The sequence below is a fragment of the Amycolatopsis sp. SID8362 genome (assembly GCF_010550475.1).
Classification (GTDB): domain Bacteria; phylum Actinomycetota; class Actinomycetes; order Mycobacteriales; family Pseudonocardiaceae; genus Amycolatopsis; species Amycolatopsis eburnea.
Genome location: NZ_JAAGNB010000736.1, coordinates 1 through 22,450, shown reverse-complemented (window position 1 = coordinate 22,450; position 22,450 = coordinate 1). Strand labels below are relative to the sequence as shown.

The following is a 22,450-nucleotide window of genomic DNA, read 5'->3' as shown; positions in this document are numbered from 1 at the left end:
CGGTGGAGGTCCGCGCGGCCGACGTCGCCGCGGTGGCCAAGGTCGCCGCGCCCCGAGCCGGCGGCGCCGACCCGGCGGCCTACCCCGACCGCATCCCCGGCAAGGCGCCGATCACCGGCGGGTCGGTCGCGCTGTGCGTTCAGGGCAGCCGGTTGCTCGTTTCGGCCGAATTCCCGCTTTCCCCTGGTGCCAAGGCAATCCAGGTCGCCACCCGGACCGAAGCAAGGGTGGCGGACGAGGTGTTCGTCCCTCCGTCGGGGGGAGCCGTCGTCGTCGAAGCCGGCTCGGCCACCACCTACCTGGTGACCGACACGGGCCGGAAGTACCCGGTGGTGAGCGCGCAGGCGCTGTCCTCGCTCGGCTACGGAGGAGTGGCCAAGCCGCCGGTCGCAGGTAGTTTGCTGGCATTGGTGCCGACGGGCCCCGCGCTGGACCCGGCCTCGGCCGGGCGGCCGGCTCCGTCGGGTGGAACGGGGTGAAAGTCGTGCAGATGACAGAAGAGCGTTCGGCAGGCGAAGTGGACCAGGGGCGGGTCCGCGTCGCGGTCATCGAAGACCATCCGCTCTACCGCGTCTCCGTCGAGCGCGTGCTGGCCGAGGCCGACTTCGTCGAGCTCGGCGCGGTGGTCGATTCGGTGGCGCGGTTCCACGTGCACCGGCAGCCGCCGGGCAGCGTGGTCCTGCTCGACCTCGGGCTCCCCGGGGTGGCCGGCGCCGCGGCGGTGCTGGAGGTTTGCGAACTGGGGCACCACGTGCTCGTGGTTTCCGCGCAGGCGGAGCCGGAAGTGGTGCTGGGGGCGATCGCGGCGGGGGCGCGCGGCTTCCTGTCGAAGGACGTCGACGCCGACGAGCTGCTGATCGCGATCAAGACGGTCGCCGGCGGCGGCGCGTACGTCTCGGCCGTCGTCGCCGGGATGATCATGAAGGACAACGCGGACCGCCCGGCCGTCTCGGCGGACGTCGAGCTGTCGCCGCGCGAGGAGCAGGTGCTGCGGCTGGTGGCGGCGGGGGAGCGGGACGTCGACATCGCGCTGATCCTCGGGATCGGCGTCCGGACCGTGCGGGGCTACCTCGACCGGATCCGCGACAAGACGGGCGAACGGCGGCGGCCGGGGCTGGTCAAGGAGGCCATCCGGCGCGGCCTGATCGGCGGCGCGGGCCCCCGGCGCGGCGGCCGCAAATGAGCGAACCGGACGAGACCCCGGCCCCGGCCGCGCGGCGGATCCCCGTGGGCGTGATCGAGGACCACCCGCTCTACCGGTACGCGCTGACCCGCGTGCTCACCGAGGCACCGGACATCGAGCTCGGCGCGGTCGCCGATTCGGTGGCCCGGTTCGCGGTCCAGGACCAGCCGGCGGGCAGCGTCGTCGTCCTCGACCTCAAGCTGCGCGGGGTCCAGGACGCGGCCGCGGTCCTGGAAGTGGGGCAGATGGGGCACAAGGTGCTGGTGGTGTCCGCGCACGCGGAACAGCCCGAGGTGCTCGGCGCGATGCAGGCGGGCGCGAAGGGTTTCCTGTCCAAGGACGTCGACGGCGACGAGCTGCTGCGCGCGATCCGCACCATCGCCGACGACAACGCGTACGTGTCGCCGACCCTGGCGGGGATGATCATCCAGGACAGCGAAGAGCGGCACGCGGGGCCGAAGATCGTGCTGTCGGAACGGGAAAAGCAGGTGCTCCGGCTGGTGGCGGCCGGGGAGCGGGACGTCGACGTCGCCGAGATCCTGAACATCAGCGTCCGGACGGTCCGGTCCTACCTGGACCGCATCCGCGACAAGACCGGCGAACGGCGCCGCGCGGGCTTCGTCCGGGTCGCCATCCGCGAAGGCCTGCTCCGCTAGCGTCACTTTCGTGGGGAAAGATGCGTCCGAGGGGGCCTCTGACGCATCTTTCCTAGAGAAAGCTCGGCTTTGCGGTTCAAAGCCGGCGGTTGGCGAGGGCGCCGGTAGCCGTGCGGGCCTTGGCCGACACGGCGGGGTCGATGTCCACCAGCAGCGTCTCGGGCGCGGCCCCGGCCTGGGCGACGACCCGGCCGAAACCGTCCGACACCGTCGAATACCCGATCCCCGTCGGCGCCTTCGGGTTGACCGTGACGCCGGTCGCCGCGGGGTCGGCCTGGCCGCAGCTGAGCACCCAGCAGCCGGAGTCCAGGGCCCGCGCCCGCACCAGCACCTCCCACTGCTCGCGCTTGCCCTCGCCGGCGCCCCACGACGCCGGCAGCAGCACGACGTCGGCGCCGTCGTCGGCCAGCGCGCGGAACAGCTCCGGGAAGCGCACGTCGTAGCAGGTCGCGACGCCGTAGACGACGCCGTCCAGCTCGAAGGTGGTCACCGCGGAACCGGGCGCCACGGTGTCGGACTCGGCGAACCCGAACGCGTCGTAGAGGTGGATCTTGTCGTAGCCGCGGTGGTGCCCGCCGCCGGTGATCAGCAGCGTGTTGCGGACCCGGCCGCCGTCCGCCGGGGTGAACATCCCGGCGACGACCACGACCCCGTACTCGGCGGCGACGGCGGCCACCGCCGAGGCCCACGGCCCGTCGAGCGCCTCGGCGACCGGCTCCAGCGGACGGCCGAAGCGCGCCATAGTCGCTTCGGGGAAGACGACGATCCGCGCGCCGCCCGCCACCGCGGCCTCGACGCCGGAGCGAACGAGCTTCAGGTTCGCCTCCGGATCGTCACCCGAGTTGACCTGGCACAACGCGATTCGCGCCACCGCTGCCTCCTGCATGCTGGGATCCGCCGTCACCGGGGAGTATCGCCGACGAGTGCTCCAGTGTGACCTCGTACCCTGGAGGGCATGTTGAACCGCACCGACCTGCGCGGGCAGGTCCCGACCGCCGCCGAACTGCGCGCGACGCTCCCACGCGCCGAATACGACGTGGACGCCGCGCTGCATCACGTGCGCCCGGTGGTCGAGGCGGTCCGTGACCGCGGTGTCGAAGCCGTCCTCGAGTACACCGAGAAGTTCGACAAGGTGCGGCCCACCGCCGTGCGGGTGCCGCGGGCCAGGCTCACCGAGGCACTGGCGCAGCTGGACCCGGCCGTGCGCGCCGCGCTGGAGGAGTCCATCAGCCGTGCCCGGAAGGTGCACGCCGAGCAGCGCCGGACCGACGTCACGACCACCGTCGTCGAGGGCGGCACGGTCACCGAGAAGTGGGTGCCGGTCGAGCGCGTCGGGCTGTACGCCCCGGGCGGCCTCGCGGTGTACCCCTCGACCGTGGTGATGAACGTCGTGCCGGCGCAGATCGCCGGCGTCGGCTCCCTAGTCGTGTGCTCGCCGCCGCAGGCCGCGTTCGGCGGGCTGCCGCACCCGACCATCCTCGCCGCGGCCGAGCTGCTCGGCGTCGACGAGGTGTGGGCGGCGGGCGGCGCGCAGGCCGTCGCGCTGCTGGCGTACGGCGGCACGGACACCGACGGCGCCGAGCTCACCCCCGTCGACATCGTGACCGGGCCGGGCAACATCTACCTGACCGCGGCGAAGCGGCTGCTGCGTGGCCTGATCGGGATCGACTCCGAAGCCGGCCCGACCGAGATCGCCATCCTCGCCGACGAGACGGCGGACCCGGTGCACGTCGCCGCCGACCTGATCAGCCAGGCCGAGCACGACCCCCTCGCCGCGAGCGTCCTGGTGACGACGTCGGTGGAGCTGGCGGACGCGGTCGACAAGGACCTCGCCAGCCGCGTCGCCGCGACGAAGCACAGCGAGCGGGTCGCCGAAGCCTTGGGCGGCAAGCAGTCCGGCATCATCCTGGTGTCCACAGTGGACGACGGGCTGCGCGTCGTCGACGCCTACGCCGCCGAGCACCTGGAGATCCAGACGGCGAACGCGCGTGAGGTCGCGGCCCGGGTCCGCAACGCGGGCGCGATCTTCGTCGGCGCGTACGCCCCGGTGTCGCTCGGCGACTACTGCGCCGGGTCCAACCACGTGCTGCCCACCGGCGGGTTCGCCCGCCACTCCTCGGGCCTGTCGGTGCAGAGCTTCCTCAAGGGCATCCACGTCGTGGATTACTCCGAGGCCGCGCTGCGCGAGGTCGCCGGCCGCGTCGTCGCGCTGGCCGACGCCGAGGACCTCCCCGCGCACGGCGAGGCCGTCACCGCGCGGTTCGGGGGTTCGGTCCGATGACGATCGGCGAAGAGATCACCCTGGCCGCGCTGCCGCTGCGCGAGGACCTGCGCGGCAAGTCTCCGTACGGCGCGCCCCAGCTGGACGTCCCGGTCCGGCTCAACACCAACGAAAACCCGTACCCGCCGCCGCCCGAGCTGGTCGCGGATGTCGCGGAGGCGGTCCGCGCGGAGGCCGCCGAGCTGCACCGCTACCCGGACCGCGACGCCGTGGCGCTGCGCCAGGACCTGGCCGACTACCTGAGCGTGTCGACGCGGGTCGTGCTGTCGGAGGCGAACGTCTGGGCCGCCAACGGGTCCAACGAGGTGCTGCAGCAGATCCTGCAGGCGTTCGGCGGTCCCGGGCGCAGCGCGCTCGGCTTCGAGCCGTCGTACTCGATGCACCCGATCATCGCGTCGGGCACCCGCACCGAGTGGCTGCCGGCGCCGCGCCGCGCCGACTTCACGCTGGACACGGCGGCGGCCGCGCGGCTCATCCGCGAGCGGCAGCCGGACATCGTGTTCGTCACCAGCCCGAACAACCCGACCGGCGGCTCGATCCCGCTGGGCGAGCTGCGCGTGGTGATCGAGGCGGCGACCGGGATCGTGGTGGTCGACGAGGCGTACGCGGAGTTCTCGTCGCAGGCGAGCGCGGTGGAGCTGCTGGCCGACTACCCGGCCCAGCTCATCGTGTCGCGCACGATGAGCAAGGCGTTCGCCTTCGCCGGCGGGCGCCTCGGCTACCTGGCCGCCGCCCCCGCCGTCGTCGACGCGCTGCAGCTGGTGCGCCTGCCGTACCACCTTTCGCGGCTGACGCAGGCGGCCGCGCGCGCGGCGCTGCGGCACGCCGACGCCACTTTGGACAGTGTGCACAAACTGGCCGCGGAACGCGACCGCGTCGTCGAAGCGTTGGCGGGCCTGGGTTTCGACCCGGTCCCGAGCGACGCGAACTTCGTCCTCTTCGGACGGTTCCCCGACCCGGCCGCCGCCTGGCGGGCCTACCTGGACGCCGGCGTGCTGATCCGCGATCCCGGCATCGAGGGGCACCTGCGCGTGAGCATCGGCACCCCGGAAGAGAACGACGCCTTCCTCGAGGCGAGTAAGGAAGTTTCCCGATGACGCGCATCGGCAAGGTCGAGCGGACCACCAAGGAGTCCTCGATCTTCGTGCAGCTGGACCTCGACGGCACGGGCGAGGTCGACATCTCGACCGGCGTGCCGTTCTACGACCACATGCTGACGGCGTTCGGCGTCCACGGCTCCCTGGACCTCAAGGTCGAGGCGACCGGCGACGTCCACATCGACGCCCACCACACGGTGGAGGACACGGCGATCGTCCTCGGCCAGGCGATCCGCCAGGCCCTGGGCGACAAGAGCGGCATCCGCCGCTTCGGCGACGCCTGGATCCCGATGGACGAAACCCTGGCCCACGCGGCGATCGACGTGTCGGGCCGGCCGTACTGCGTGCACGTGGGCGAGCCCGAGCAGTTCAACACCTTCACGATCGGCGGCAACTACCCGTTCGTGCTGACGCGGCACGTCTTCGACTCGCTGGCGTTCCACGCGCAGATCGCGTTGCACGTGCGGGTGATCCACGGCCGCGACCCGCACCACATCGCGGAGGCGGAGTACAAGGCGGTCGCGCGTGCGTTGCGCGCGGCGACGGAGCCGGACCCGCGCGCGGGCGGCATCCCCTCCACGAAGGGTGTTCTGTGAGCAACAGTGTCATCGGCGTCCTGCTGCTCGCCCTCGCCGGCTTCCTGGTGGGCGGGGTCTATTCGACGTGGAAGACGGCGAAGTTCATGGCGGTCGTCCTGGGCGTCGCGGCCCTGCTCGCCATCGGCGGCGCGATCTTCTGGCTCGTGAGCTGACCCCCGCCCGTTGGCGGTTTCCAGGGGTCGTTGCGACACCCTGAGTGGTCAGGAGTCGCAACGCATGACCACACGTAACCGGGACCGGATCCCGGAAGGGATGAGCCGGGATCCGTCCCGGCGCGGCACGCCCCGCACCGCTGACCGTGCCCTCTACTTGCGTTGGTGGATCAGGTTGTGGCAGCCGGGAAGCAGCACGTCATGACATTGGGCTGGGACAGTCCGGCCGAACACATGACAGGCTTGCTCACCACCACGACCTAGCAGCGGCGCCGCAACGACCGCCAGCCCCCGCCCTCCCTGGGGGGCATCCCACGTCCAGTCTATCGGCGGCGGCCGACAACTCCCGCGGCCGGAGCCTGGTTGTCCACAACCCCGCGGGGTTGTGGACAACCAGGCTCAGCGGCTCGCGCCGACCAGTTCCCGCTCTTCCGGCTCGTCCAGATGCTTTGTGAGCTTCTCGCCCTCGACGTCGACGTCCGGCAGGATGCGGTCGAGCCACTTCGGCAGCCACCACGCGCCGCGGCCGAGCAGTGACATCACCGCCGGGACCAGGGTCATCCGGACCACGAACGCGTCCACCAGGACGCCGAACGCCAGCGCGAAGCCGATCGACTGGATCAGCGACGACTCGGCCAGGACGAAGCCGGCGAACACGCTGATCATGATCAGCGCCGCCGCGACGACCACGCGCGCGCCGTGGCGGAAGCCGGTCACCATGGCCTCCTGCGGCTCCGCGCCGTGGACGTGCTCCTCGCGCATCCGCGTCACCAGGAACACCTGGTAGTCCATCGCGAGCCCGAACAGGACGCCGATCAGCAGGATCGGCAGCATGCTCATGATCGGCCCGGTCGACTCGACGCCGAGCAGGTCGGTCAGCCAGCCCCACTGGAACACCGCGACCACCGCGCCGAACGTCGCCGCGACCGAGCCGAGGAAGCCGATCGTCGCCTTCAGCGGCACCACGACCGAGCGGAACACCAGCATCAGCAGCACGAACGCCAGCCCGACGATCAGCGCGAGGTAGGGCAGCATCGCGTCCGACAGCTTCTCCGAGACGTCGATGTTCGCCGCGGTCTGGCCGGTGACGGCGAGCTTCGCACCGGTCGCGTTCTCCAGCGCGCCCGACTCGGCGCGGATCGCGGCCACCAGGTCCTCGGTCTGCGTGCTGCTCGGGCCGCTCTTCGGGATCACCGTCAGCAGCGCGGTGTCCCCGGTCTGGTTGACACGCGGCGGCGTCACGGCGGCGACGTCGGGCAGCTTCTGGATGTCGGCGGCGGCCTGGCCGAGCGCGGCCTGGCGGTTGGTGCTGGCACCGGTGTCGACGACGACCAGCAGCGGGCCGTTGGAGCCCTCGCCGAAGCTGCGGCTCGCGATGTCGTACGCCTTCTTCTGCGTCGATTCCGGCGCGGCGGTGCTGTCGTTGGGCAGGCCGAGCTGCATGCTCAGGGCGGGCAGCGCGACGACGGCCATGCCGGCCAGCGCGACGAGCAGCACCGGGATCCGGTGCCGGGCCACGAACCGCGCCCAGCGCTCGCCGTGCGTCGGTTCGACCGGCTTGCGGCGCAGCCGGATGCGGCTGCCGGCGACGCGGGCGCCGGCGAACCCGAGCACCGCGGGCAGCAGCGTCAGCGCGATCAGCACGGAGACCGCGACGGTCACCGCGGCGGCGACGCCCATCTGGCCGAGGAACGGGATGCCGACGACGGTCAGGCCGGCCAGCGCGATGATGACGGTGAGCCCGGCGAACACGACGGCCGAGCCGGCGGTGCCGACCGCGCGTCCGGCGGCTTCTTCGGGATCTCGGCCGAGGCTCAGCTCGTGCCGGTAGCGCGAAACGATGAACAGCGCGTAGTCGATGCCGACGGCCAGGCCGATCATCAGCGCGAGGATCGGTGTGTTCGAGTTCAGCTCGAGGAAGCCCGACGCGAGGAAGATGCCGCCCATCCCGGTGCCGACGCCGATCAGCGCGGTGAGCAGCGGGATGCCGGCCGCGACCAGCGAGCCGAACGTGATGATCAGCACGACGGCGGCGACCGCGACGCCCAGGCCTTCGGTGGCGCCGGTCTCGGGGATGCCCTGCACGGCGTCACCGCCGAACTCGACGGTGAACCCGGCGGCCCGTGCCACGTCCGCGGGGGCTTGCAGCGCCTGGCGGTCCTCTTCGGTCAGCTCGTACGCCTTCGCTCCGTAACTGACCTGGGCGAGCGCGACGCGCTGATCGGGTGAGATCGACTGCACCTGGAACGGGTCCACGACGGCGGCGACCTTCGGCGCCGTCTTCAGCTGCGTGACCAGCGACTCGACGGCGGCCTTGCCCTTCGCGTCGGTCACCGTGGTCCCGGCCGGGGCCTCGATCACGACGCGTGCGGTGGCGCCACCGGCGTTGGCCTGCGGGAACTTCTCGGTGAGCTGGTCGATCGCCCGCTGCGACTCGGTCCCGGGGATCGTCACCGAGTTCGACAGCTGGCCCGAAAGCGTCAGGGCGCCGAGCCCGAGCGCCACGAGGACGGCCGCCCAGACGGCGGCGACCAGCGCTCGCCGCCGGAAGGACAACCGGCCGAGCCGGTACAGGAAGGTCGCCACGAGTCAGCTCCGTTTCGCCCGGACGGGCTCGATTCACTCCATCAGGTTCCTTTCCAAGCTAGCCGATCGGCAAGTGCGGGTCCAAGCCGATCGGCAAGTATGTGACTTGCCGAACAGCAAGTAAGCGAGTTTGCCGATCGACAGGGAGTGACGTACGCTCCGACGGCTCGCTGAGGAGGAAGAATGACCGCCGGCCCGGCCGAGGACACCCGGACCCGACTGCTGCAGACCGCGCTGCGCCTGTTCACCGAACACGGGGTCGAGGGCACGTCGCTGCAGATGATCGCGGACGCGCTGGGGATCACGAAGGCCGCGGTCTACTACCACTTCAAGACGAAGGCGGAGATCACCGAGGCGGTCGCCGAGCCCGGCGTGCGCGACCTGGACGAGCTGGTCCTGCGCGCGGCCGCTCAGAAGCGGCGCGGTGCGCAGGTGGACTTGCTGCTCGAGGGGTTCATCGACCTGGTGATCCGCCACCGCGCGCTAGTGGCGCTGTTCTCGAGCGACCCGGGCCTCATCCGCGCGATCGAGAAGTCGGCGCACGGCGGGATGGAGGGCTTCGGCCAGGCCCTGCTGGCCATCTTGGCCGGCCCCGACCCGGACGCGACGGCGCGAGTGAACGCGATGGTGACCCTGACGGGCATCGCCATGGCAGGCGGCTCCCCGGACCTGGCCGGCCTGGGCGACGAAGAACTGCGCACAGAGCTGCTGGATGTGGGCCGGAGGTTGCTGGGACGTCCGCGCCGCCGAGCTTCGGCGCCGGTGGCGGTCGGCCGAGACGGGTGAGGCAGGTCGCGGTGAGCCGGGCGCTAGCTTGGGACGCCCGCGCCGCCGTCCGGCGTCGGTGACGGTCAGGCGAGGCCGGTGCGGTGGCTCGGCGGTCGCGGTGAGCCGGACGCCGTTCGCGCTCGCCTGGGCGCCCGCGCTGCCGGGCTTCGGCGCCGGTGGTGGTCGGCCGAGGTGGGTGAGGTAGCTCGGGGTGAGCTGGACGCCGTTCGCGCTCGGTTGGGACGTCCGCGCCGCCGGGCTTCGCTGCCGGTGGTGGTCAGCCGGGGGTGGGGTAGGTACCTGGGCGGGGCGGTCGCGGTGAGCCAGGCGTCGTTCGTGCTTGCTTGGGGCGCCCGCGCCGCCGTCCGGCGTCGGTGATGGTCGGGCGAGGCGGGTGAGGTGGCTCGGCGGTCGCGGGTGTGCCGGGCGCTGTTTGCGCTCGCTTGGGACGTCCGCGCCGTCGTCCGGTGTCCGGCGTGGTCAGGCGAGGCGGGTGAGGTAGCTCGGCGGGACCGTCGCGGTGAGCCAGACGCCGTTCGCGCTCACCTGGAACGCGTGGCCCGCGGCTGCCATCGCCGTCGCGTCGACCTGGAGGACGACTGGCTTTCCGCGGCGGGCCGCCACGGTGCGGGCCGTGTCGGTTGTGGCCGAGAGGTGGACCGCGTGGCGGTTCATCGGGCGCAGGCCCTCGTGGAAGATCGCGTCGAGGAACTTCGACACCGTGCCGTGGTACAGGACCGCCGGTGGGGTCGCGTCCGGCAGGCCCAGGTCGACCGTGACGCTGTGGCCCTGGCTCGCGCGGATGCGGGTGCCTGTTTCGTCGAACGCGAAGCGGCGCTTGTTGTTCGTCTCGACGACTTCGTCGAGCTGTTCGCGGGTGATCGCGAACCCGTGCGCGCGCAGGGCGCGGAGGAGGGTTTCGACGTCCACCCAGCCGTCCGGGGCGAGGGTGAGGCCGAGGGCGGCGGGGTCGTGGCGGAGGTGCCGAGCCAGCCGCTTCGAGATGCGGATCAAGTGCTTTTCGTTCATTTCCTCCCCAGGATCCCGCCGGGGGCAAGCGGTTAAATGCCGCCCTCGACCGCCGGGCGCAGTTTGCTCGCGCCCGGGCCGTAGCGGGCCAGTTCGTCGTCGTTGTTGTAGAGCGCGCAGCTGCGCAGGGACAGGCAGCCGCAGCCGACGCAGCCGGTCAGGCGGTCGCGAAGGCGTTGCAGTGCATCGATTCGCGCGTCGAGCTCCTGCTGCCAGTCGCGCGACAGCCGCGCCCAGTCCGCCTTCGTCGGGGCGTGGTCCTCGGGCAGGGTCGCCAGCGCCGAACTGATGTCCTCCAGGGAAAGCCCGACCCGTTGCGCGGCGCGGATGAACGCGATCCGCCGCAGCACCGAGCGCGAATAGCGCCGCTGGTTGCCCGCCGAGCGCTCCGAGCTGATCAGTCCCTTCTCCTCGTAGAACCGCAGTGCCGTGTGCGGCACCCCGCTGCGTTCCGCCACCTGTCCGATGCTGAGATGTTCAGCGAGCCTCGTCACCTGCTCAGGCTATCCTTGACTTCGAGTTTAGTCGAGGTTGCATGGTCGGCACATGACCACTGCGACCGAACCGGGCTACGCCGACCTGCCGCGGCTGATCTCGCTGATGACCGGTGACGACAAGCACAGCGCCGCGTCGGAGTCCACTGTGGACGTCCTGTGGGTGCTCTACGACCGCGTCCTCGACATCACGCCCGAAAACTTCCGCGAGCCCGATCGCGACCGTTTCCTGCTGTCCAAAGGGCACGGTCCGATGGCGTACTACGCCGTGCTCACCGCGAAGGGCTTCCTCGCCGAAGCGGAGCTGCCGACCTGGTCCGACCCGGTGTCGCGGCTCGGCCACCACCCCGACCGGCGCCGGATCCCCGGCGTCGAGATCTCCAGCGGATCACTCGGCCACGGCCTCCCGATCGCGCTCGGCACCGCGCTCGGCCTGCGCGCCCGCGGCTCGACCGGGCCGAAGGTCGTGACGCTCGTCGGCGACGCCGAACTCGACGAAGGCTCGAACCACGAGGCGATCGTCGTCGCGGCCCGCGCCGGCCTGGAGAACCTCACCGCGGTGGTGATCGACAACCAGTCTTCGACGCGCGGCTGGCCGGGCGGGATCGCCCGGCGCTTCGCCGTCGAAGGCTGGGAGACCCGCACGGTGTCCGGCCGCGACCACGACGCGCTCCACGACGCCTTCACCGCCGACCACCCCGGCCGCCCGCTCGCGGTGGTCGCCGTCGTCGAACCGAAGGGCTGACCATGCCGTCGATGCGCGAAGCGTTCCTGAGCACCACCGAAGAGATCCTCGACGCGGACCCGGACGTCGCCGTCGTGCTGGCCGACATCTCGGCCGCCCAGCTCGCGGGCGCCGCCCGGCGGCACCCGGGCCGGGTGATCAACGTCGGCATCCGCGAGCAGCTGCTGGTCAGCGCGGGCGCCGGGCTGGCGCTGGCCGGCCTGCGGCCGATCGTGCACACGTTCCCGTCGTTCCTCGTGGAGCGCGCCTTCGAGCAGATCAAGCTCGACTTCTCGCACCAAGAGGCCAGCGGAGTGCTGGTCTCGTACGGCGCCTCCTACGACATGCCGACGGCCGGGCGCACCCACCAGTCCCCGGGCGACGTCGCGCTGATCGACTCGCTGCCCGGCTGGACCGTGCACGTGCCGGGCCACCCGGACGAGGCACGCCGGTTGCTGCTCGAGTCGATCCCGGGTGACGGCCGGATCTACCTGCGCTTGTCGGCCCAGGAGAACGCGTCGCCGCACCTCGGCGTCGGCTTCACCCGCCTGCGCCAGGGTTCGCGCGGCGTGGTCGTCGCCGTCGGACCGGTGCTGGACCGCGTCCTGCGCGCGACGGCCGGCCTCGACGTCACGGTGCTCTACGCCTCGACGATCCGCCCGTTCGACGCCGCGGGCCTGCGCGCGGCCGCCCTGGCTGCCTCACCGGAGGTCGTCCTGGTCGAGCCGTACCTGGCCGGGACGTCCGCGCACTGGGTCGCGGAGGCGCTTTCCGACGTGCCGCACCGGTTGCGGTCGCTCGGTGTCCGCCGGGACACCGAAGTCCGGACCTACGGCGGTATCGCGGACCACGACCTGGCCCACGGTCTCGACGCGGGTTCGCTGGCGTTGTCGATCAAAGATTTCCTCCCGGGGTAGCGGGCCGATAGCGTGGGTGCATGGGGTTCTCGATCAGGCCGATCGCGCTCGGGCTCGTCCGGCGCGGCGACACGCTGCTGGTGTTCGAAGGGCGCGATGTCGTCAAGGGCGAGTCGTTCTGCCGGCCGCTCGGGGGCGGGATCGAGTTCGGCGAAACCGGTGAAGAGGCCCTCGCGCGGGAGTTCCGCGAGGAGCTCGGCGCCGAACTCCTCGTCCGCGAGCGGGTCGGCGTGCTCGAGAACATCTTCACCTGGCAGGGGAAGCCCGCCCACGACATCGCCTTCCTCTACGACGCCGCGTTCACCGACCCCGCCTTCTACGAGCGCGAAGAGATGAAGATCCTCGACGACCCCGCCACCGCGCGCTGGGTCGACGTCGCGGACTTCCGCGACGGCCGCAAGGTGCTCTACCCGACCGGGCTCCTCGAACTCCTCTCAGCGGATCAGTGAGCGCGCAGTCGCCTCCAGTTCGAGCTCGACGCCGGCACCGAGTGGTGCCCGGCTGAACCACACCGAAAACGGTCCGTCCGCGCGGACCGGCAAATGCGGGAACGTGTTTTCGGACGGCTCGGTCTCGAACGCCGCGAACGCGGAATCCGGCGGCGGGGCCGGCGGCGAGATCGCCACGTGCAAGCCCGAACCCGGCGGTGGCGCGGAAAGCCCGCGCCGGACCGGCCGCAGCAGCAGGACGTCGTCCGAGTCGATCATCGTCGCGTTCGCCGCCTCCCGGTGCTCCTTCCACACCGGGCCGAAGTAGAACTCCTCCAGGGCGGCCTTGCGCTCGGCCATCGAGCGGAACCCGCGCAGCCACACGAACTTGTCCGGCGACGCGCGCTCGCGGAACAGGCCGAACAAGTGCGCGCCCGCTGCTTCCTGCGGCTCGACGAACTCGCGCTCGAACAGCTCGATCAGCTCCTCGCGCCGCCCCGGGTGCAGGGTGTAGCGCCGGAGCTCGATGACGGTTTCGAAGTCGGTGTAGGTCATGCCGCCGAAGCTAGCGGCCACCACCGACAAAAACCGGATCAGCGGAAGGCGGGGATCCCCGTGATCGCCTGACCGAGTGACAGCGCGTGCATCTCCTCGGTGCCTTCGTAGGTCAGCACCGTCTCGAGGTTCGCCATGTGCCGCATCACCGGGTACTCCAGCGAAATCCCGTTGGCACCGAGCATCGACCGCGCCGTCCGCGCCGCGTCCAGGGCCGACCGGACGTTCGCCAGCTTCCCGAAGCTGACGTGGTTGTGGTGCAGCGTCCCGGCGTCCTTGAGCCGCCCGATCTGCAGCGCCACCAGCCCGGCGCGGTTGACCTCGACGAGCAGGTCGGCGAGCTTCCGCTGGGTCAGCTGGAACCCGGCCAGCGGCTTGCCGAACTGTTCGCGCGAAAGCGTGTACTCCAGCGCGGCTTCGTAACACGCGCGCGCCGCGCCGACGACGCCGAAGAGGATGCCGTAGCGGGCTTCGTTCAGGCAGGACAGCGGCCCGCGCAGCCCGCGGACCTCGGGGAACGCGGCCGAGTCCGGCAGCCGCACGCCGTCGAGCACCAGTTCCGCCGTCAGCGACGCCCGCAGCGACAGCTTGTGCTTGACCTCGTTCGCGGTGAAGCCCGGGGTCGACGTCGGGACGACGAAGCCGCGGACGCCCTCGTCGGTCTGCGCCCAGACGACCGCGACGTCGGCGACGGTTCCGTTGGTGATCCACATCTTCGTGCCCGAGAGCACCCAGTCGGAGCCGTCGCGCACCGCGCGCGTGCGCATCGAGCCCGGGTCGCTGCCCGCGTCCGGCTCGGTCAGCCCGAAGCAGCCCAGCGCGTCGCCGGTGGCCATCCGCGGCAGCCACTCCCGCCGGTGCTCCTCGCTGCCCCACTTGTGGATCGCGTACATCGCCAGCGAGCCCTGCACCGACACGAAGCTGCGCAACCCGGAGTCGACGGCCTCGAGCTCGCGGCACGCGATGCCGTACGCGACCGCGCTGGTCCCGGCGCAGCCGTAACCCTCCAGGTGCATGCCGAGCAGGCCCAGCGACCCGAAGCCCTTGGCCAGCTCGGCGGCCGGGAGCGCGCCCGTTTCGTACCAGTCGGCGACGCGGTCGAGCAGGTTGTCCTTCGCGTACGCGCGCACGGCGTCGCGGATGGCGCGTTCCTCCTCGGCGAGCCCGGCGTCGAGGTCGAGGAAGTCGTGCGGATCAGGGGCGCTGCTCATGGTGACTCCCGGGGGACGCGTCGATGCGGCCCTCGCAGGAAACCACAATCAGGCGTCTGTTCTCCGAGTGGCGTTCGTCACGCGGACGACAGAGGCAGGGGAAGAAGAGCGCGGACGCGTCTGCTGCCGGGGGATGAGCAGCTCGCTGAACTGCGGGAAAGGCACGCTGTCGATGTCGTCACGCCAGGCGTTCAGCATCTTCGACAGCACGTCGTCCTCGGCCATCTTCGCCTCCCTGGCGTCCGGTCGGGCAGGCTGAACCCACACGATCGGGTGACTTGATACCCAGTCGCCGGGACGGTGAAACGTCCTGCCCGGGATTTCTTCCGGGCGGTCGCCGCCCCATGGCAGAATCGCGTCGCCGCCGCCAAGGCCTCTACTCCCGAGGAGCGCCCATGCGCGCGGCCAGTCTGTTCGCCCTCACCACCGCCGCCCTGCTCACCGCCACCGGCGTCGCCGCGGCCCACGAAACCGGCTGGCGCCAGGTGGGGCACACGACCGCGGAGAACCGGATCAGCGGCGAGGGCCTCACCACGCTGCGCCTGCCCGGCCACGCGCCCGAGATCGTCTACCGCAACGGCGCGACCATCCCGCAGCCGCTCAAGGACGAGGGCTGGGGCCACGTCGGCGACCCGGATTCGCTGCGCGGCTACGTCTTCGACGTCTACCAGGACACGGTGAACCCCACGCCGGCCAGGAAGATGTACCTGGTCACCAAGCCCGACGGCAGCACGACGGAGTTCGTCCACCCGCTCGCGCCCGACGAGCCGGCGGCCAACGCGAACGCCCAGGTCGCGGCCACCCCCGACGGGCAGTGGCTGGTCTCGGGCCCGCTCGGCCAGATCGACCGCCTCTTCGTCTCGCCGACGCCGTTCCTCAACCCCCGCGGCCCGAAGACCGCAGGTGACCTGCCCGTCGCGGCCCGCATCCACCTCGACCACCCGATCCGCAGCGCCCAGGGCTGCGACTTCGTCGGCCCGACCCAGTTGATCTGCGCCACGAGCGACCCGTACAACGACCTCTTCCCGACGAACCTGCAGCTCCTGCGGATCGACCTGCCGCGGCCGCTCACCGGCCACGACGTCACGGCGAAGGTGCGCGAAATCGGCCAGGTTCCGCTGGCCAGCACGTGCACGGGCACCTTCACCCCGGAGGGCGTCGACTACGACGCCGGCGTGCTGCGCGTGGAGGTCGTCCCGCCGTCGCCGTGCAACACCGTGACGGACGTCTATTCGTTCGAGCGGCGCTGAGGCCTCCGGCTACGCTGGGTGGCGTGTCTCGTGTGGTGATCCTCGACTACGGTTCCGGCAACCTCCGCTCCGCCGAACGCGCCGTGGCGCGCGCCGGGGCCGACGTCGAGGTCACCGCCGACCCGCATGCCGCGATCGAGGCCGACGGCCTGGTCGTGCCCGGCGTCGGCGCGTACTCGGCCTGCATGGCGGGGCTGCTGGAGGTCAAGGGCCACCGGATCATCGGCAAGCGCCTCGCCGGCGGCCGCCCCGTGCTCGGCATCTGCGTCGGCATGCAGATCCTCTTCTCGCGCGGCGTCGAGCACGGCGAGGAGACCGAGGGCACGGGGGAGTGGCCCGGCGTCGTCGACCGGCTCAACGCCGACGTGCTGCCGCACATGGGCTGGAACACCGTGCGCGCGCCCGAGGGCTCGCAGCTGTTCGCCGGCCTCGACCCGGACGAGCGGTTCTACTTCGTGCACTCCTACGCCGCCCGCAAGTGGGAACTCGACGGACTGGCCGGCCAGGAACCGAAGGTGACCTGGGCGAACCACGGCGAGGACTTCGTCGCGGCGGTCGAAAACGGGCCGCTGTGGGCCACCCAGTTCCACCCGGAGAAGTCCGGCGACGCCGGTGCGCGGCTGCTGCGCAACTGGCTGGCGACCCTCTGACCGGGTGACCCGGGTCTCCGCCCTAGAGTTACCGGCGTGACTTTCACGCTGCTTCCCGCCGTTGATGTGGCCGATGGCCAGGCCGTGCGACTCGTCCAGGGCGAGGCCGGCACCGAGACCTCCTACGGCAGCCCGCTGGAGGCGGCGCTCGCCTGGCAGCGCGACGGTGCCGAGTGGATCCACCTCGTCGACCTCGACGCCGCGTTCGGCAAGGGCAGCAACCGGGAGCTGCTCGCCGAGGTCGTCGGCAAGCTGGACGTCCAGGTGGAGCTCTCCGGCGGCATCCGCGACGACGCGTCGCTGAAGGCCGCGCTGGCCACCGGTGCCCGCCGCGTCAACCTCGGCACGGCCGCCCTGGAGGACCCGGCGTGGACCGCGCGCGTGATCGGCGAGTACGGCGACCGCGTCGCGATCGGCCTCGACGTGCGGATCACCGAGGCCGGCCACCGTCTCTCGGCCCGCGGCTGGACCTCCGACGGCGGCGACCTGTGGGAGGTCCTGGAGCGCCTCGACCGCGACGGCGCGTCCCGCTACGTCGTGACGGACGTGAGCAAGGACGGCACCCTGCGCGGCCCGAACCTCGACCTGCTGCGCGACGTCGTGGCGCGCACGGACGCCCCGGTGATCGCTTCGGGCGGCGTGTCGAGCGTGGCCGACCTGGTCGCGCTGGCCGGGTTGGCTTCGGATGGGGTCGAGGGGTCGATCGTCGGGAAGGCGCTGTATGCGGGCGCGTTCACGCTGCCGGAGGCGCTCGCCGCGGTCGCCGAGGTCTAGCCGGGGCGAATGCTCACGGTTCATGCAGCGGGAGGAAGCGGATGACCAGTTCCTCGTACGGGTGGGCAGCGCGCACCGCCTGCTGGACGGCGCGGGCTTGATCGACATCGCAGACTGACTCGACGCGGCATTCCTCGGCGTGCTGCACGACGCCGACCCGGCCGTCGTAGGGTTGCGAACCGGGTAGCGGCAGCCAGGTTCCGGTCACCTGCCACACGCTGGTACATCGCGCGTACCGGCCGACCCGGCCCGCTCCCGCCTCGTGGAGGGCGTCGATCACGGCCTCGACGTGGCTTTCGGGCACGGTCACCTCGATCTTCAACCTCGGCATGGCCGGGACGGTAACAACCGGAGCCGCGACCCGCGCGGAACAACTCCAGCTGTAGTACTTTCCCTGGAGTGCGACGCAACCCCGAACGGCGTGCGGCCCTGCTCGACGCCGCCATCGACGTCCTCGCCCGTGAAGGTGCCCGTGGGCTCACCTTTCGCGCGGTCGACCAGCAGGCCGCCGTCCCGGTCGGTACCGCGTCCAACTACTTCGCGAACCGCGACGAGATCCTCAAGCACGCCGGCGAACGCGTCTACGAACGGCTCGTCGACGAGTCCGTCATCGCGGACGGCCTGACCGGGACGCGCGACCGGGCTCGCGTCGCCGAGCTGATGCACGCGCTCGTCGACCGCGTCGCCGCGTTCCCCACCGGGTTCCTCGCCCTGCTGGAACTGCGGCTGGAGGCCACCCGGCGGCCGGAGCTGCGGGACGTGCTGACCCGCCGCATCCGCGAGGACGTCGACTTCAACGTCGGCTACCACGAAAAATCCGGCCTGCCCGGCGACGGCACGATGGTCGTCCTGCTGTGGCTCGCGCTGAACTGGCTGATCATGGAACGGCTGACGCTGCCGGGCCTGTTCACCGACGCGCAGCGCCACGACCTCGTCGAAGCTCTCGTGGACCGCCTGCTCGCCGGGCAGCCGGCATTACCTCCCGCGTAATCGACTCCACGCCGCAGGCCCGCGAGGATTCCTTTCAGGACAACGAAAGGACCTCGCCATGACCGCCTACGGACTCGCCCACCTGCGCCCGCCCGCCGAGCTGTCCGAAGAGGTCTTCCAGTACCTCGAACGGATCCAGGCGACGCTCGACCCCTTCGGCGGCGAGTTCCTCGTGCACGGCGCGCCCGTCTAAGTCATGGAAGGCGAGTGGCCGGGCGGGCTCGTGCTCATCGGGTTCCCGAGCGCCGACGCGGCGCGCGAGTGGTACGCATCGCCCGCCTACCAGGCGATCCTGCGGCTGCGCGCGGACCACATCCCGGGTGATCTGGTCATCGTGGACGGGTGCGGGCCCGGCCACGACTCGGCCGCCATGGGAGCCGCGCTGCGGGCCGCCGTGGGCCGAAAAGCGGCTGACAGCACCGTCGCCGCCCCGTAGGTTGCCGCGGGTGGAGGAGATCGTCACCCAGCTCGAAATGACCGCCGCCGACCAGCTCAACCCGGCCCCGCCCGTCGACGGCGTCACGCTGCGGGCCGCCGAGCCCGGGCCGCTGATCCGCGAGCTGCACGTCCGCATCGGCACGCCGTACCGGTGGCCCAGCGCGTCCCGTTCGGACGCCGGCTGGGCGCGGTGGCTCGCCGAGCCGGGGCGGCGGTACCGGCTGGTCGAGTACCGCGGCGAGGTCGCCGGCGCCGCCGATTTCGAGCCGCGGGGCAGCGGTGACGTCGAGATCACCACGTTCGGGCTGCTCCCGGAGTTCGTCGGCAAAGGGCTCGGCGGGTACGCGCTCACCCTCGTCGTCGCCGACGCCTGGACGCCGCCGGGCGCGCGCCGCGTCTGGCTGCACACCTCGACGCTCGACCACCCGAACGCGCTGCCGAACTACCTGCGGCGCGGGTTCCGCAGCTTCAGCCGTCCAGCTTGACCGCGATCCCGACCGTCCGGTCGGCTGGGCCGCGCAGCTTGGAGAAGAACATCGTGACGCGCCCGACGAGGCCGTACTTGCGCGCGATCGCCTTCCGGACCCGCTCGGTTTCGGCGAGGTCCAGCAGCCGCGCCTGACCGGTGGCGACGGCGCCGTGCGTCTTCTGCCCGCGCAGGTCGCAGGCCTGGACCTCCACCCGGCCGCTGTTGCGGATGCGCTTGACCTTGCCCGCCTTCCGCTCCGACCACAGCACCAGCTCACCGGCGTCGCCCGCCACCCAGATCGGGGTCGGCACCGCGCGCCCGTCGCGCCGGAACGTGGTCAGGACGACGTAGCGCTCGGCGGCGAGCCGGTCCGTTTCGGATGCCATGCGACCACGGTAGTCACGGCGTCCGGCGCCGCAGCGTCGCCGCGCCGAGGACCAGGGCGAGCAGCGCGCAGCACGCCACGACCACGAGGTTTCGCAGGATTACCGCGTCGATCGTGCCGGCGGTGGTGACGCGGCTCAGCGCTTCGACCGCGTACGACAGCGGCATCACGTCGGAGAGCCACCGCAGCAGCCAGCCCATGTCGTCGCGCGGGACGAACAGCCCGCACAGCAGGATCTGCGGCAGCACGAACACCGGCATGAACTGGATGGCCTGGAACTCCGTGCGGGCGAACGCGCTCACGAACAGTCCCAGCGCCATGCCGAGCAGCGCGTCGAGGACTGCGATCACCAGCAGCATCCCGACGGAACCGGCCAGGTCGAGGCCGAGCCACCAGAGCGAAACGCCGGCAGCGAGGGAGACCTGTACGACGGCGATCGCGCCGAACGCCAGCGCGTAGCCGAACAGCAGGTCCAGCCGTGCGATGGGGAGGGTCATCAGGCGCTCGAGGGTGGCCGTGGTCCGTTCCCGCAAAGTCGTGATCGACGCGATGAGGAACATGATCAGGAACGGGAACACCCCGAGCAGCGCGGGCGCGACGCGGCTGAAGACGGCCGTCGAGTTGAACACGTACCGCAGCAGCACCATGAGCAGCGTCGGCACCAGGATCAGCATCACCACGGTCCGCGGGTCGTGCCGCAGCTGGGTCAGGATGCGCCGGGTGGTGGCCAGCGTCAGCGCGGGGCTCACGACGCGGCCCGCACGAGGTTCAGGAACGCGCCTTCGAGGTCGGCGGCACCGGTGCGCTCGCGCAGGGCGAGGGGTGCCTCGTCGGCGAGGAGGACGCCTTCGCGCATCAGCAGGAGCCGGTCGCAGCGCGCCGCTTCGTCCATGACGTGGCTGGAAACCAGCAGCGTCGCGCCGTTGTCGGCGAGCCGGCGGAACAGCGCCCACAGCTCGTCGCGCAGTACCGGGTCGAGGCCGACGGTCGGCTCGTCGAGCACCAGCAGCTCCGGCCGGCCGAGCAGCGCGACGGCGAGGTTCGCGCGGCTGTGCTGGCCGCCGGACAGCGCACCGACCAGTTTGCCGGCGTGCTCGGCCAGCCCGACTTCGCCGATGACCCGGTCCACATCGGACGCCGGCGCGCGCAGCACCGCGGCGACGTACTCGAGCGCCTCCCGGACGGTCAGGTCGGCGTAGATCGCGGGGTTCTGCGTCGCGTAGCCGATCCGCCGCCGCAGTGCCGGGCTGCCGGCGGGCAGGCCGAGGACGGTGACGGTGCCGCTCTCGACGATCTGGACGCCGACGATCGCGCGCATCAGCGTGGTCTTGCCGCAGCCGCTCGGGCCGAGCAGCCCGGTGACGACGCCGCGCGGGACCTCGAAGCCCACGTCCCGCACCACGAGCCCGCCACCGCGCCGGACGTGGAGCCCGGTGACCGCCACCGCAGAATTAATCATGCGTTTAATTCTGCGCGCGAGGAGAAGCGGGCGTCAAGAGGACAGGCGGCGCAATGCGATGGGGCATGACGGCAGAAGCGCTTCAACCTGTTGGTTTGCGACGATTTCCCGGTCGGGTGGTTACCCGCGAACTGGAGGGAAACGTCGATGGCCGTCACACAGCAGGTCCCGGTCCATCCCCAAGCAGGCTTCTTCGGAGAGGGGCCGTACCCCGCCCGCCGCGCCGTGATCGCCGTCGTCGCGATCCTCGCCGGCTTCGGGCTGACAGCCATCTGGTCGGCGCCCTTCGTCGACTCCGTGATCGGGGACAGCGTCGCCAACGGCCTCCTCGGCTACGACGCGAAAGCGACGCCGATCAGCGGCGCCCTCGCCGGGACGCTGTTCGCGTTCGTCTCCGGTCTCGCGGGTTCGTTCACCGCCTGCAACATCGCCGCGTTCGGGGCGGTCGCGCCGCTGGTGGGCGGGCAGGCGGGGGAGAAGCGCAGCCCGTTCAGGCCGCTCGGCTCGATCGCCGCGGGCATGCTGACGGTGTCGATCGCCTACGGCGTGGTCGTCGCGCTCGTCGGCACGAGCATGCCGCAGTTCTCCACCGCGACGGCCAAGGGCCTTTCGCCGCGCAGCATCCAGTCGATGGTCGCGTTCGGCGTCGTCGGACTGGTCTTCGTGCTGATGGGCCTGATCGCGCTCGGCATCCTCCGCAACCCCTTCGCCGGCTTCACCCGGCGGCACCCGGCGGCGCCGCACGTCCTGATGGGCGCGCTCATCGGCGGGTTCCTCATCGGGCGGCCGTACCCGCTGTTCCGGATCATGTTCCGCAGCGCCGCCGAGCAGCACAACGTCTTCTACGGCGCGGCCGCGTTCGCGCTGCAGTCGATCGGCAACATCGTCGTCATGGCGGTGCTGTTCCTGATCCTGACCTACGCCACGGGCGGGCGCCTGCAGCGCTGGCTGGCCGCGAAGCCGGCGCGGATCGCCACGGTGACCGGCGCCGCGTTGCTCGTCGGAGGGACGTTCACGCTGCTGTACTGGGACGTCCGCGTGCTCGGCAGGCTCGGGATCATCTGGTTCCCGATGGTCAGCTGGTAGCCCGGCCGAGCCAGCGGTAGTCGGGCGCGGGGTCGAGCTGGAGGCCGTTCGCGACGGCGATCAGCTCGCTCTCCGGCCGCGGGCCCGACACCGTCAGCCAGCGCCCGGACGGCAGCCGGACGGCGATCGCGCCCGAGATGTCGAACCCCTGGCCGCCGCGGACGGTGATGGGCTCGGCGGCGGCGAGGACGGGGGAAACCGCCCTCGCCGTGACGCGGACGGCGGGCTCCGACGGCCGGGCCGGGTCGGCGGCGGTCAGCTCGGTGCTC

At 71.7% G+C, this 22,450-nt stretch carries 28 protein-coding genes and 2 pseudogenes; 18 read left to right on the top strand and 12 right to left on the bottom strand.

Annotation, left to right across the window (positions count from 1 at the left end):
* The 3 genes from G3I65_RS23110 to G3I65_RS23100 form a co-directional block, all read left to right on the top strand.
* A partial coding sequence (locus tag G3I65_RS23110; RefSeq protein WP_203612478.1) for a type VII secretion protein EccB occupies window positions 1-479 on the top strand: 479 nt, incomplete at its 5' end.
* An 11-nt stretch (window positions 480-490) separates the two neighbouring features.
* The gene (locus G3I65_RS23105) at window positions 491-1,183 is read left to right on the top strand and encodes a response regulator transcription factor (RefSeq protein WP_166640453.1); all 693 of its coding nucleotides are present in this window, start codon (window positions 491-493) and stop codon (window positions 1,181-1,183) included.
* A complete protein-coding gene (locus G3I65_RS23100; RefSeq protein WP_160697963.1) occupies window positions 1,180-1,839 on the top strand; it encodes a response regulator transcription factor in 660 nt (219 codons plus the stop codon). Before G3I65_RS23105 ends, G3I65_RS23100 begins: the two co-directional genes overlap by 4 nt.
* 76 nt (window positions 1,840-1,915) lie before the next feature.
* On the opposite strand, the gene G3I65_RS23095 is transcribed toward G3I65_RS23100, so the two are convergent.
* The gene (locus tag G3I65_RS23095; protein WP_160697962.1) at window positions 1,916-2,710 is read right to left on the bottom strand and encodes a carbon-nitrogen hydrolase family protein; all 795 of its coding nucleotides are present in this window, start codon (window positions 2,708-2,710) and stop codon (window positions 1,916-1,918) included.
* An 84-nt stretch (window positions 2,711-2,794) separates the two neighbouring features.
* Between G3I65_RS23095 and hisD the strand changes: the two genes are divergently transcribed.
* The 4 genes from hisD to G3I65_RS56525 are packed head-to-tail and all read left to right on the top strand — an operon-like array spanning window position 2,795 to window position 5,968.
* Window positions 2,795-4,120 (top strand): histidinol dehydrogenase, encoded by a 1,326-nt coding sequence (hisD, locus tag G3I65_RS23090; protein ID WP_160697961.1) that lies wholly within the window; start codon window positions 2,795-2,797, stop codon window positions 4,118-4,120.
* Window positions 4,117-5,217, top strand: coding sequence for a histidinol-phosphate transaminase (locus G3I65_RS23085; RefSeq protein ID WP_160697960.1), 1,101 nt, complete (start codon window positions 4,117-4,119; stop codon window positions 5,215-5,217). The genes hisD and G3I65_RS23085 overlap by 4 nt, the downstream gene beginning before the upstream one ends.
* Window positions 5,214-5,813, top strand: a complete 600-nt coding sequence (hisB, locus tag G3I65_RS23080; RefSeq protein ID WP_125306859.1) for an imidazoleglycerol-phosphate dehydratase HisB — start codon at window positions 5,214-5,216, stop codon at window positions 5,811-5,813. Before G3I65_RS23085 ends, hisB begins: the two co-directional genes overlap by 4 nt.
* On the top strand, window positions 5,810-5,968 hold the full coding sequence (locus G3I65_RS56525) for a hypothetical protein (RefSeq protein WP_166640449.1): 159 nt from the start codon (window positions 5,810-5,812) through the stop codon (window positions 5,966-5,968). The genes hisB and G3I65_RS56525 overlap by 4 nt, the downstream gene beginning before the upstream one ends.
* A gap of 399 nt (window positions 5,969-6,367) precedes the next feature.
* Here the strand turns inward: G3I65_RS56525 and G3I65_RS23075 are convergent, their stop codons facing one another.
* Window positions 6,368-8,554: an MMPL family transporter gene (locus G3I65_RS23075; RefSeq protein ID WP_160697959.1), complete on the bottom strand. Its 2,187-nt coding sequence runs from the start codon at window positions 8,552-8,554 to the stop codon at window positions 6,368-6,370.
* 183 nt (window positions 8,555-8,737) lie between these two features.
* Between G3I65_RS23075 and G3I65_RS23070 the strand changes: the two genes are divergently transcribed.
* Window positions 8,738-9,340: a TetR/AcrR family transcriptional regulator gene (locus G3I65_RS23070; protein WP_160697958.1), complete on the top strand. Its 603-nt coding sequence runs from the start codon at window positions 8,738-8,740 to the stop codon at window positions 9,338-9,340.
* A gap of 462 nt (window positions 9,341-9,802) precedes the next feature.
* Here G3I65_RS23070 and G3I65_RS23065 read toward each other — a convergent pair whose 3' ends face one another.
* Together G3I65_RS23065 and soxR are read right to left on the bottom strand one after the other, a co-directional pair.
* Window positions 9,803-10,351: an RNA 2'-phosphotransferase gene (locus tag G3I65_RS23065; RefSeq protein WP_163046739.1), complete on the bottom strand. Its 549-nt coding sequence runs from the start codon at window positions 10,349-10,351 to the stop codon at window positions 9,803-9,805.
* Between the two features lie 32 nt (window positions 10,352-10,383).
* Window positions 10,384-10,845: a redox-sensitive transcriptional activator SoxR gene (gene soxR / locus G3I65_RS23060; protein ID WP_160697957.1), complete on the bottom strand. Its 462-nt coding sequence runs from the start codon at window positions 10,843-10,845 to the stop codon at window positions 10,384-10,386.
* 52 nt (window positions 10,846-10,897) lie between these two features.
* Here soxR and G3I65_RS23055 point away from each other — a divergent pair, with 52 nt between their 5' ends.
* The 3 genes from G3I65_RS23055 to G3I65_RS23045 are packed head-to-tail and all read left to right on the top strand — an operon-like array spanning window position 10,898 to window position 12,935.
* Window positions 10,898-11,590: a thiamine pyrophosphate-dependent enzyme gene (locus G3I65_RS23055; RefSeq protein ID WP_160697956.1), complete on the top strand. Its 693-nt coding sequence runs from the start codon at window positions 10,898-10,900 to the stop codon at window positions 11,588-11,590.
* Between the two features lie 2 nt (window positions 11,591-11,592).
* The gene (locus tag G3I65_RS23050) at window positions 11,593-12,486 is read left to right on the top strand and encodes a transketolase family protein (protein ID WP_160697955.1); all 894 of its coding nucleotides are present in this window, start codon (window positions 11,593-11,595) and stop codon (window positions 12,484-12,486) included.
* Window positions 12,487-12,506: 20 nt separating this feature from the next.
* Window positions 12,507-12,935 carry an NUDIX hydrolase gene (locus G3I65_RS23045; protein WP_160697954.1) on the top strand — a complete coding sequence of 143 codons (429 nt, stop codon included), beginning with the start codon at window positions 12,507-12,509 and terminating at the stop codon, window positions 12,933-12,935.
* Here the strand turns inward: G3I65_RS23045 and G3I65_RS23040 are convergent.
* Genes G3I65_RS23040 through G3I65_RS56520 form a run of 3 tightly spaced genes read right to left on the bottom strand, consistent with a single transcriptional unit; the run spans window position 12,921 to window position 14,905 of the window.
* Window positions 12,921-13,469 (bottom strand): NIPSNAP family protein, encoded by a 549-nt coding sequence (locus G3I65_RS23040; RefSeq protein ID WP_166640451.1) that lies wholly within the window; start codon window positions 13,467-13,469, stop codon window positions 12,921-12,923. The two genes, G3I65_RS23045 and G3I65_RS23040, sit on opposite strands and share 15 nt — an antisense overlap.
* A 38-nt stretch (window positions 13,470-13,507) precedes the next feature.
* Window positions 13,508-14,680: an acyl-CoA dehydrogenase family protein gene (locus G3I65_RS23035; RefSeq protein ID WP_160697952.1), complete on the bottom strand. Its 1,173-nt coding sequence runs from the start codon at window positions 14,678-14,680 to the stop codon at window positions 13,508-13,510.
* A gap of 48 nt (window positions 14,681-14,728) precedes the next feature.
* Window positions 14,729-14,905: a hypothetical protein gene (locus tag G3I65_RS56520; protein WP_166640450.1), complete on the bottom strand. Its 177-nt coding sequence runs from the start codon at window positions 14,903-14,905 to the stop codon at window positions 14,729-14,731.
* Between the two features lie 170 nt (window positions 14,906-15,075).
* On the opposite strand from G3I65_RS56520, the gene G3I65_RS23030 reads away from it, so the two are divergent.
* Genes G3I65_RS23030 through priA form a run of 3 tightly spaced genes read left to right on the top strand, consistent with a single transcriptional unit; the run spans window position 15,076 to window position 17,354 of the window.
* Window positions 15,076-15,930 carry a hypothetical protein gene (locus G3I65_RS23030; protein WP_203612477.1) on the top strand — a complete coding sequence of 285 codons (855 nt, stop codon included), beginning with the start codon at window positions 15,076-15,078 and terminating at the stop codon, window positions 15,928-15,930.
* A gap of 32 nt (window positions 15,931-15,962) precedes the next feature.
* The gene (gene hisH / locus G3I65_RS23025) at window positions 15,963-16,580 is read left to right on the top strand and encodes an imidazole glycerol phosphate synthase subunit HisH (RefSeq protein ID WP_160697965.1); all 618 of its coding nucleotides are present in this window, start codon (window positions 15,963-15,965) and stop codon (window positions 16,578-16,580) included.
* Between the two features lie 36 nt (window positions 16,581-16,616).
* A complete protein-coding gene (gene priA / locus G3I65_RS23020) occupies window positions 16,617-17,354 on the top strand; it encodes a bifunctional 1-(5-phosphoribosyl)-5-((5-phosphoribosylamino)methylideneamino)imidazole-4-carboxamide isomerase/phosphoribosylanthranilate isomerase PriA (protein ID WP_125306850.1) in 738 nt (245 codons plus the stop codon).
* A gap of 13 nt (window positions 17,355-17,367) precedes the next feature.
* On the opposite strand, the gene G3I65_RS23015 is transcribed toward priA, so the two are convergent.
* The gene (locus tag G3I65_RS23015; protein WP_203612476.1) at window positions 17,368-17,676 is read right to left on the bottom strand and encodes a hypothetical protein; all 309 of its coding nucleotides are present in this window, start codon (window positions 17,674-17,676) and stop codon (window positions 17,368-17,370) included.
* 77 nt (window positions 17,677-17,753) lie between these two features.
* Between G3I65_RS23015 and G3I65_RS23010 the strand changes: the two genes are divergently transcribed.
* The 3 genes and pseudogenes from G3I65_RS23010 to G3I65_RS23000 all read left to right on the top strand — a co-directional run bounded on the left by G3I65_RS23010 (window position 17,754) and on the right by G3I65_RS23000 (window position 19,267).
* The gene (locus G3I65_RS23010; RefSeq protein ID WP_160697949.1) at window positions 17,754-18,344 is read left to right on the top strand and encodes a TetR/AcrR family transcriptional regulator; all 591 of its coding nucleotides are present in this window, start codon (window positions 17,754-17,756) and stop codon (window positions 18,342-18,344) included.
* A 58-nt stretch (window positions 18,345-18,402) separates the two neighbouring features.
* A pseudogene (locus tag G3I65_RS23005) lies at window positions 18,403-18,780 on the top strand (DUF1330 domain-containing protein).
* A 10-nt stretch (window positions 18,781-18,790) separates the two neighbouring features.
* Window positions 18,791-19,267 (top strand): GNAT family N-acetyltransferase, encoded by a 477-nt coding sequence (locus G3I65_RS23000; RefSeq protein WP_160697948.1) that lies wholly within the window; start codon window positions 18,791-18,793, stop codon window positions 19,265-19,267.
* On the opposite strand, the gene G3I65_RS22995 is transcribed toward G3I65_RS23000, so the two are convergent.
* The 3 genes from G3I65_RS22995 to G3I65_RS22985 are packed head-to-tail and all read right to left on the bottom strand — an operon-like array spanning window position 19,251 to window position 21,095.
* Window positions 19,251-19,637, bottom strand: a complete 387-nt coding sequence (locus G3I65_RS22995; RefSeq protein WP_160697947.1) for a PPOX class F420-dependent oxidoreductase — start codon at window positions 19,635-19,637, stop codon at window positions 19,251-19,253. The genes G3I65_RS23000 and G3I65_RS22995 overlap by 17 nt on opposite strands.
* 13 nt (window positions 19,638-19,650) lie before the next feature.
* Entirely contained in the window at window positions 19,651-20,385 is a 735-nt protein-coding gene (locus G3I65_RS22990) for an ABC transporter permease (RefSeq protein ID WP_160697946.1), read from the bottom strand.
* Window positions 20,382-21,095, bottom strand: coding sequence for an ABC transporter ATP-binding protein (locus G3I65_RS22985; protein ID WP_160697945.1), 714 nt, complete (start codon window positions 21,093-21,095; stop codon window positions 20,382-20,384). Before G3I65_RS22985 ends, G3I65_RS22990 begins: the two co-directional genes overlap by 4 nt.
* A gap of 147 nt (window positions 21,096-21,242) precedes the next feature.
* On the opposite strand from G3I65_RS22985, the gene G3I65_RS22980 reads away from it, so the two are divergent.
* Complete coding sequence (locus G3I65_RS22980; RefSeq protein ID WP_160697944.1) at window positions 21,243-22,181, top strand: hypothetical protein; 939 nt, start codon at window positions 21,243-21,245, stop codon at window positions 22,179-22,181.
* Here G3I65_RS22980 and G3I65_RS22975 read toward each other — a convergent pair.
* Window positions 22,171-22,450: pseudogene (locus G3I65_RS22975) on the bottom strand (hypothetical protein); the annotation flags it as partial. The gene G3I65_RS22980 and the pseudogene G3I65_RS22975 sit on opposite strands and share 11 nt — an antisense overlap.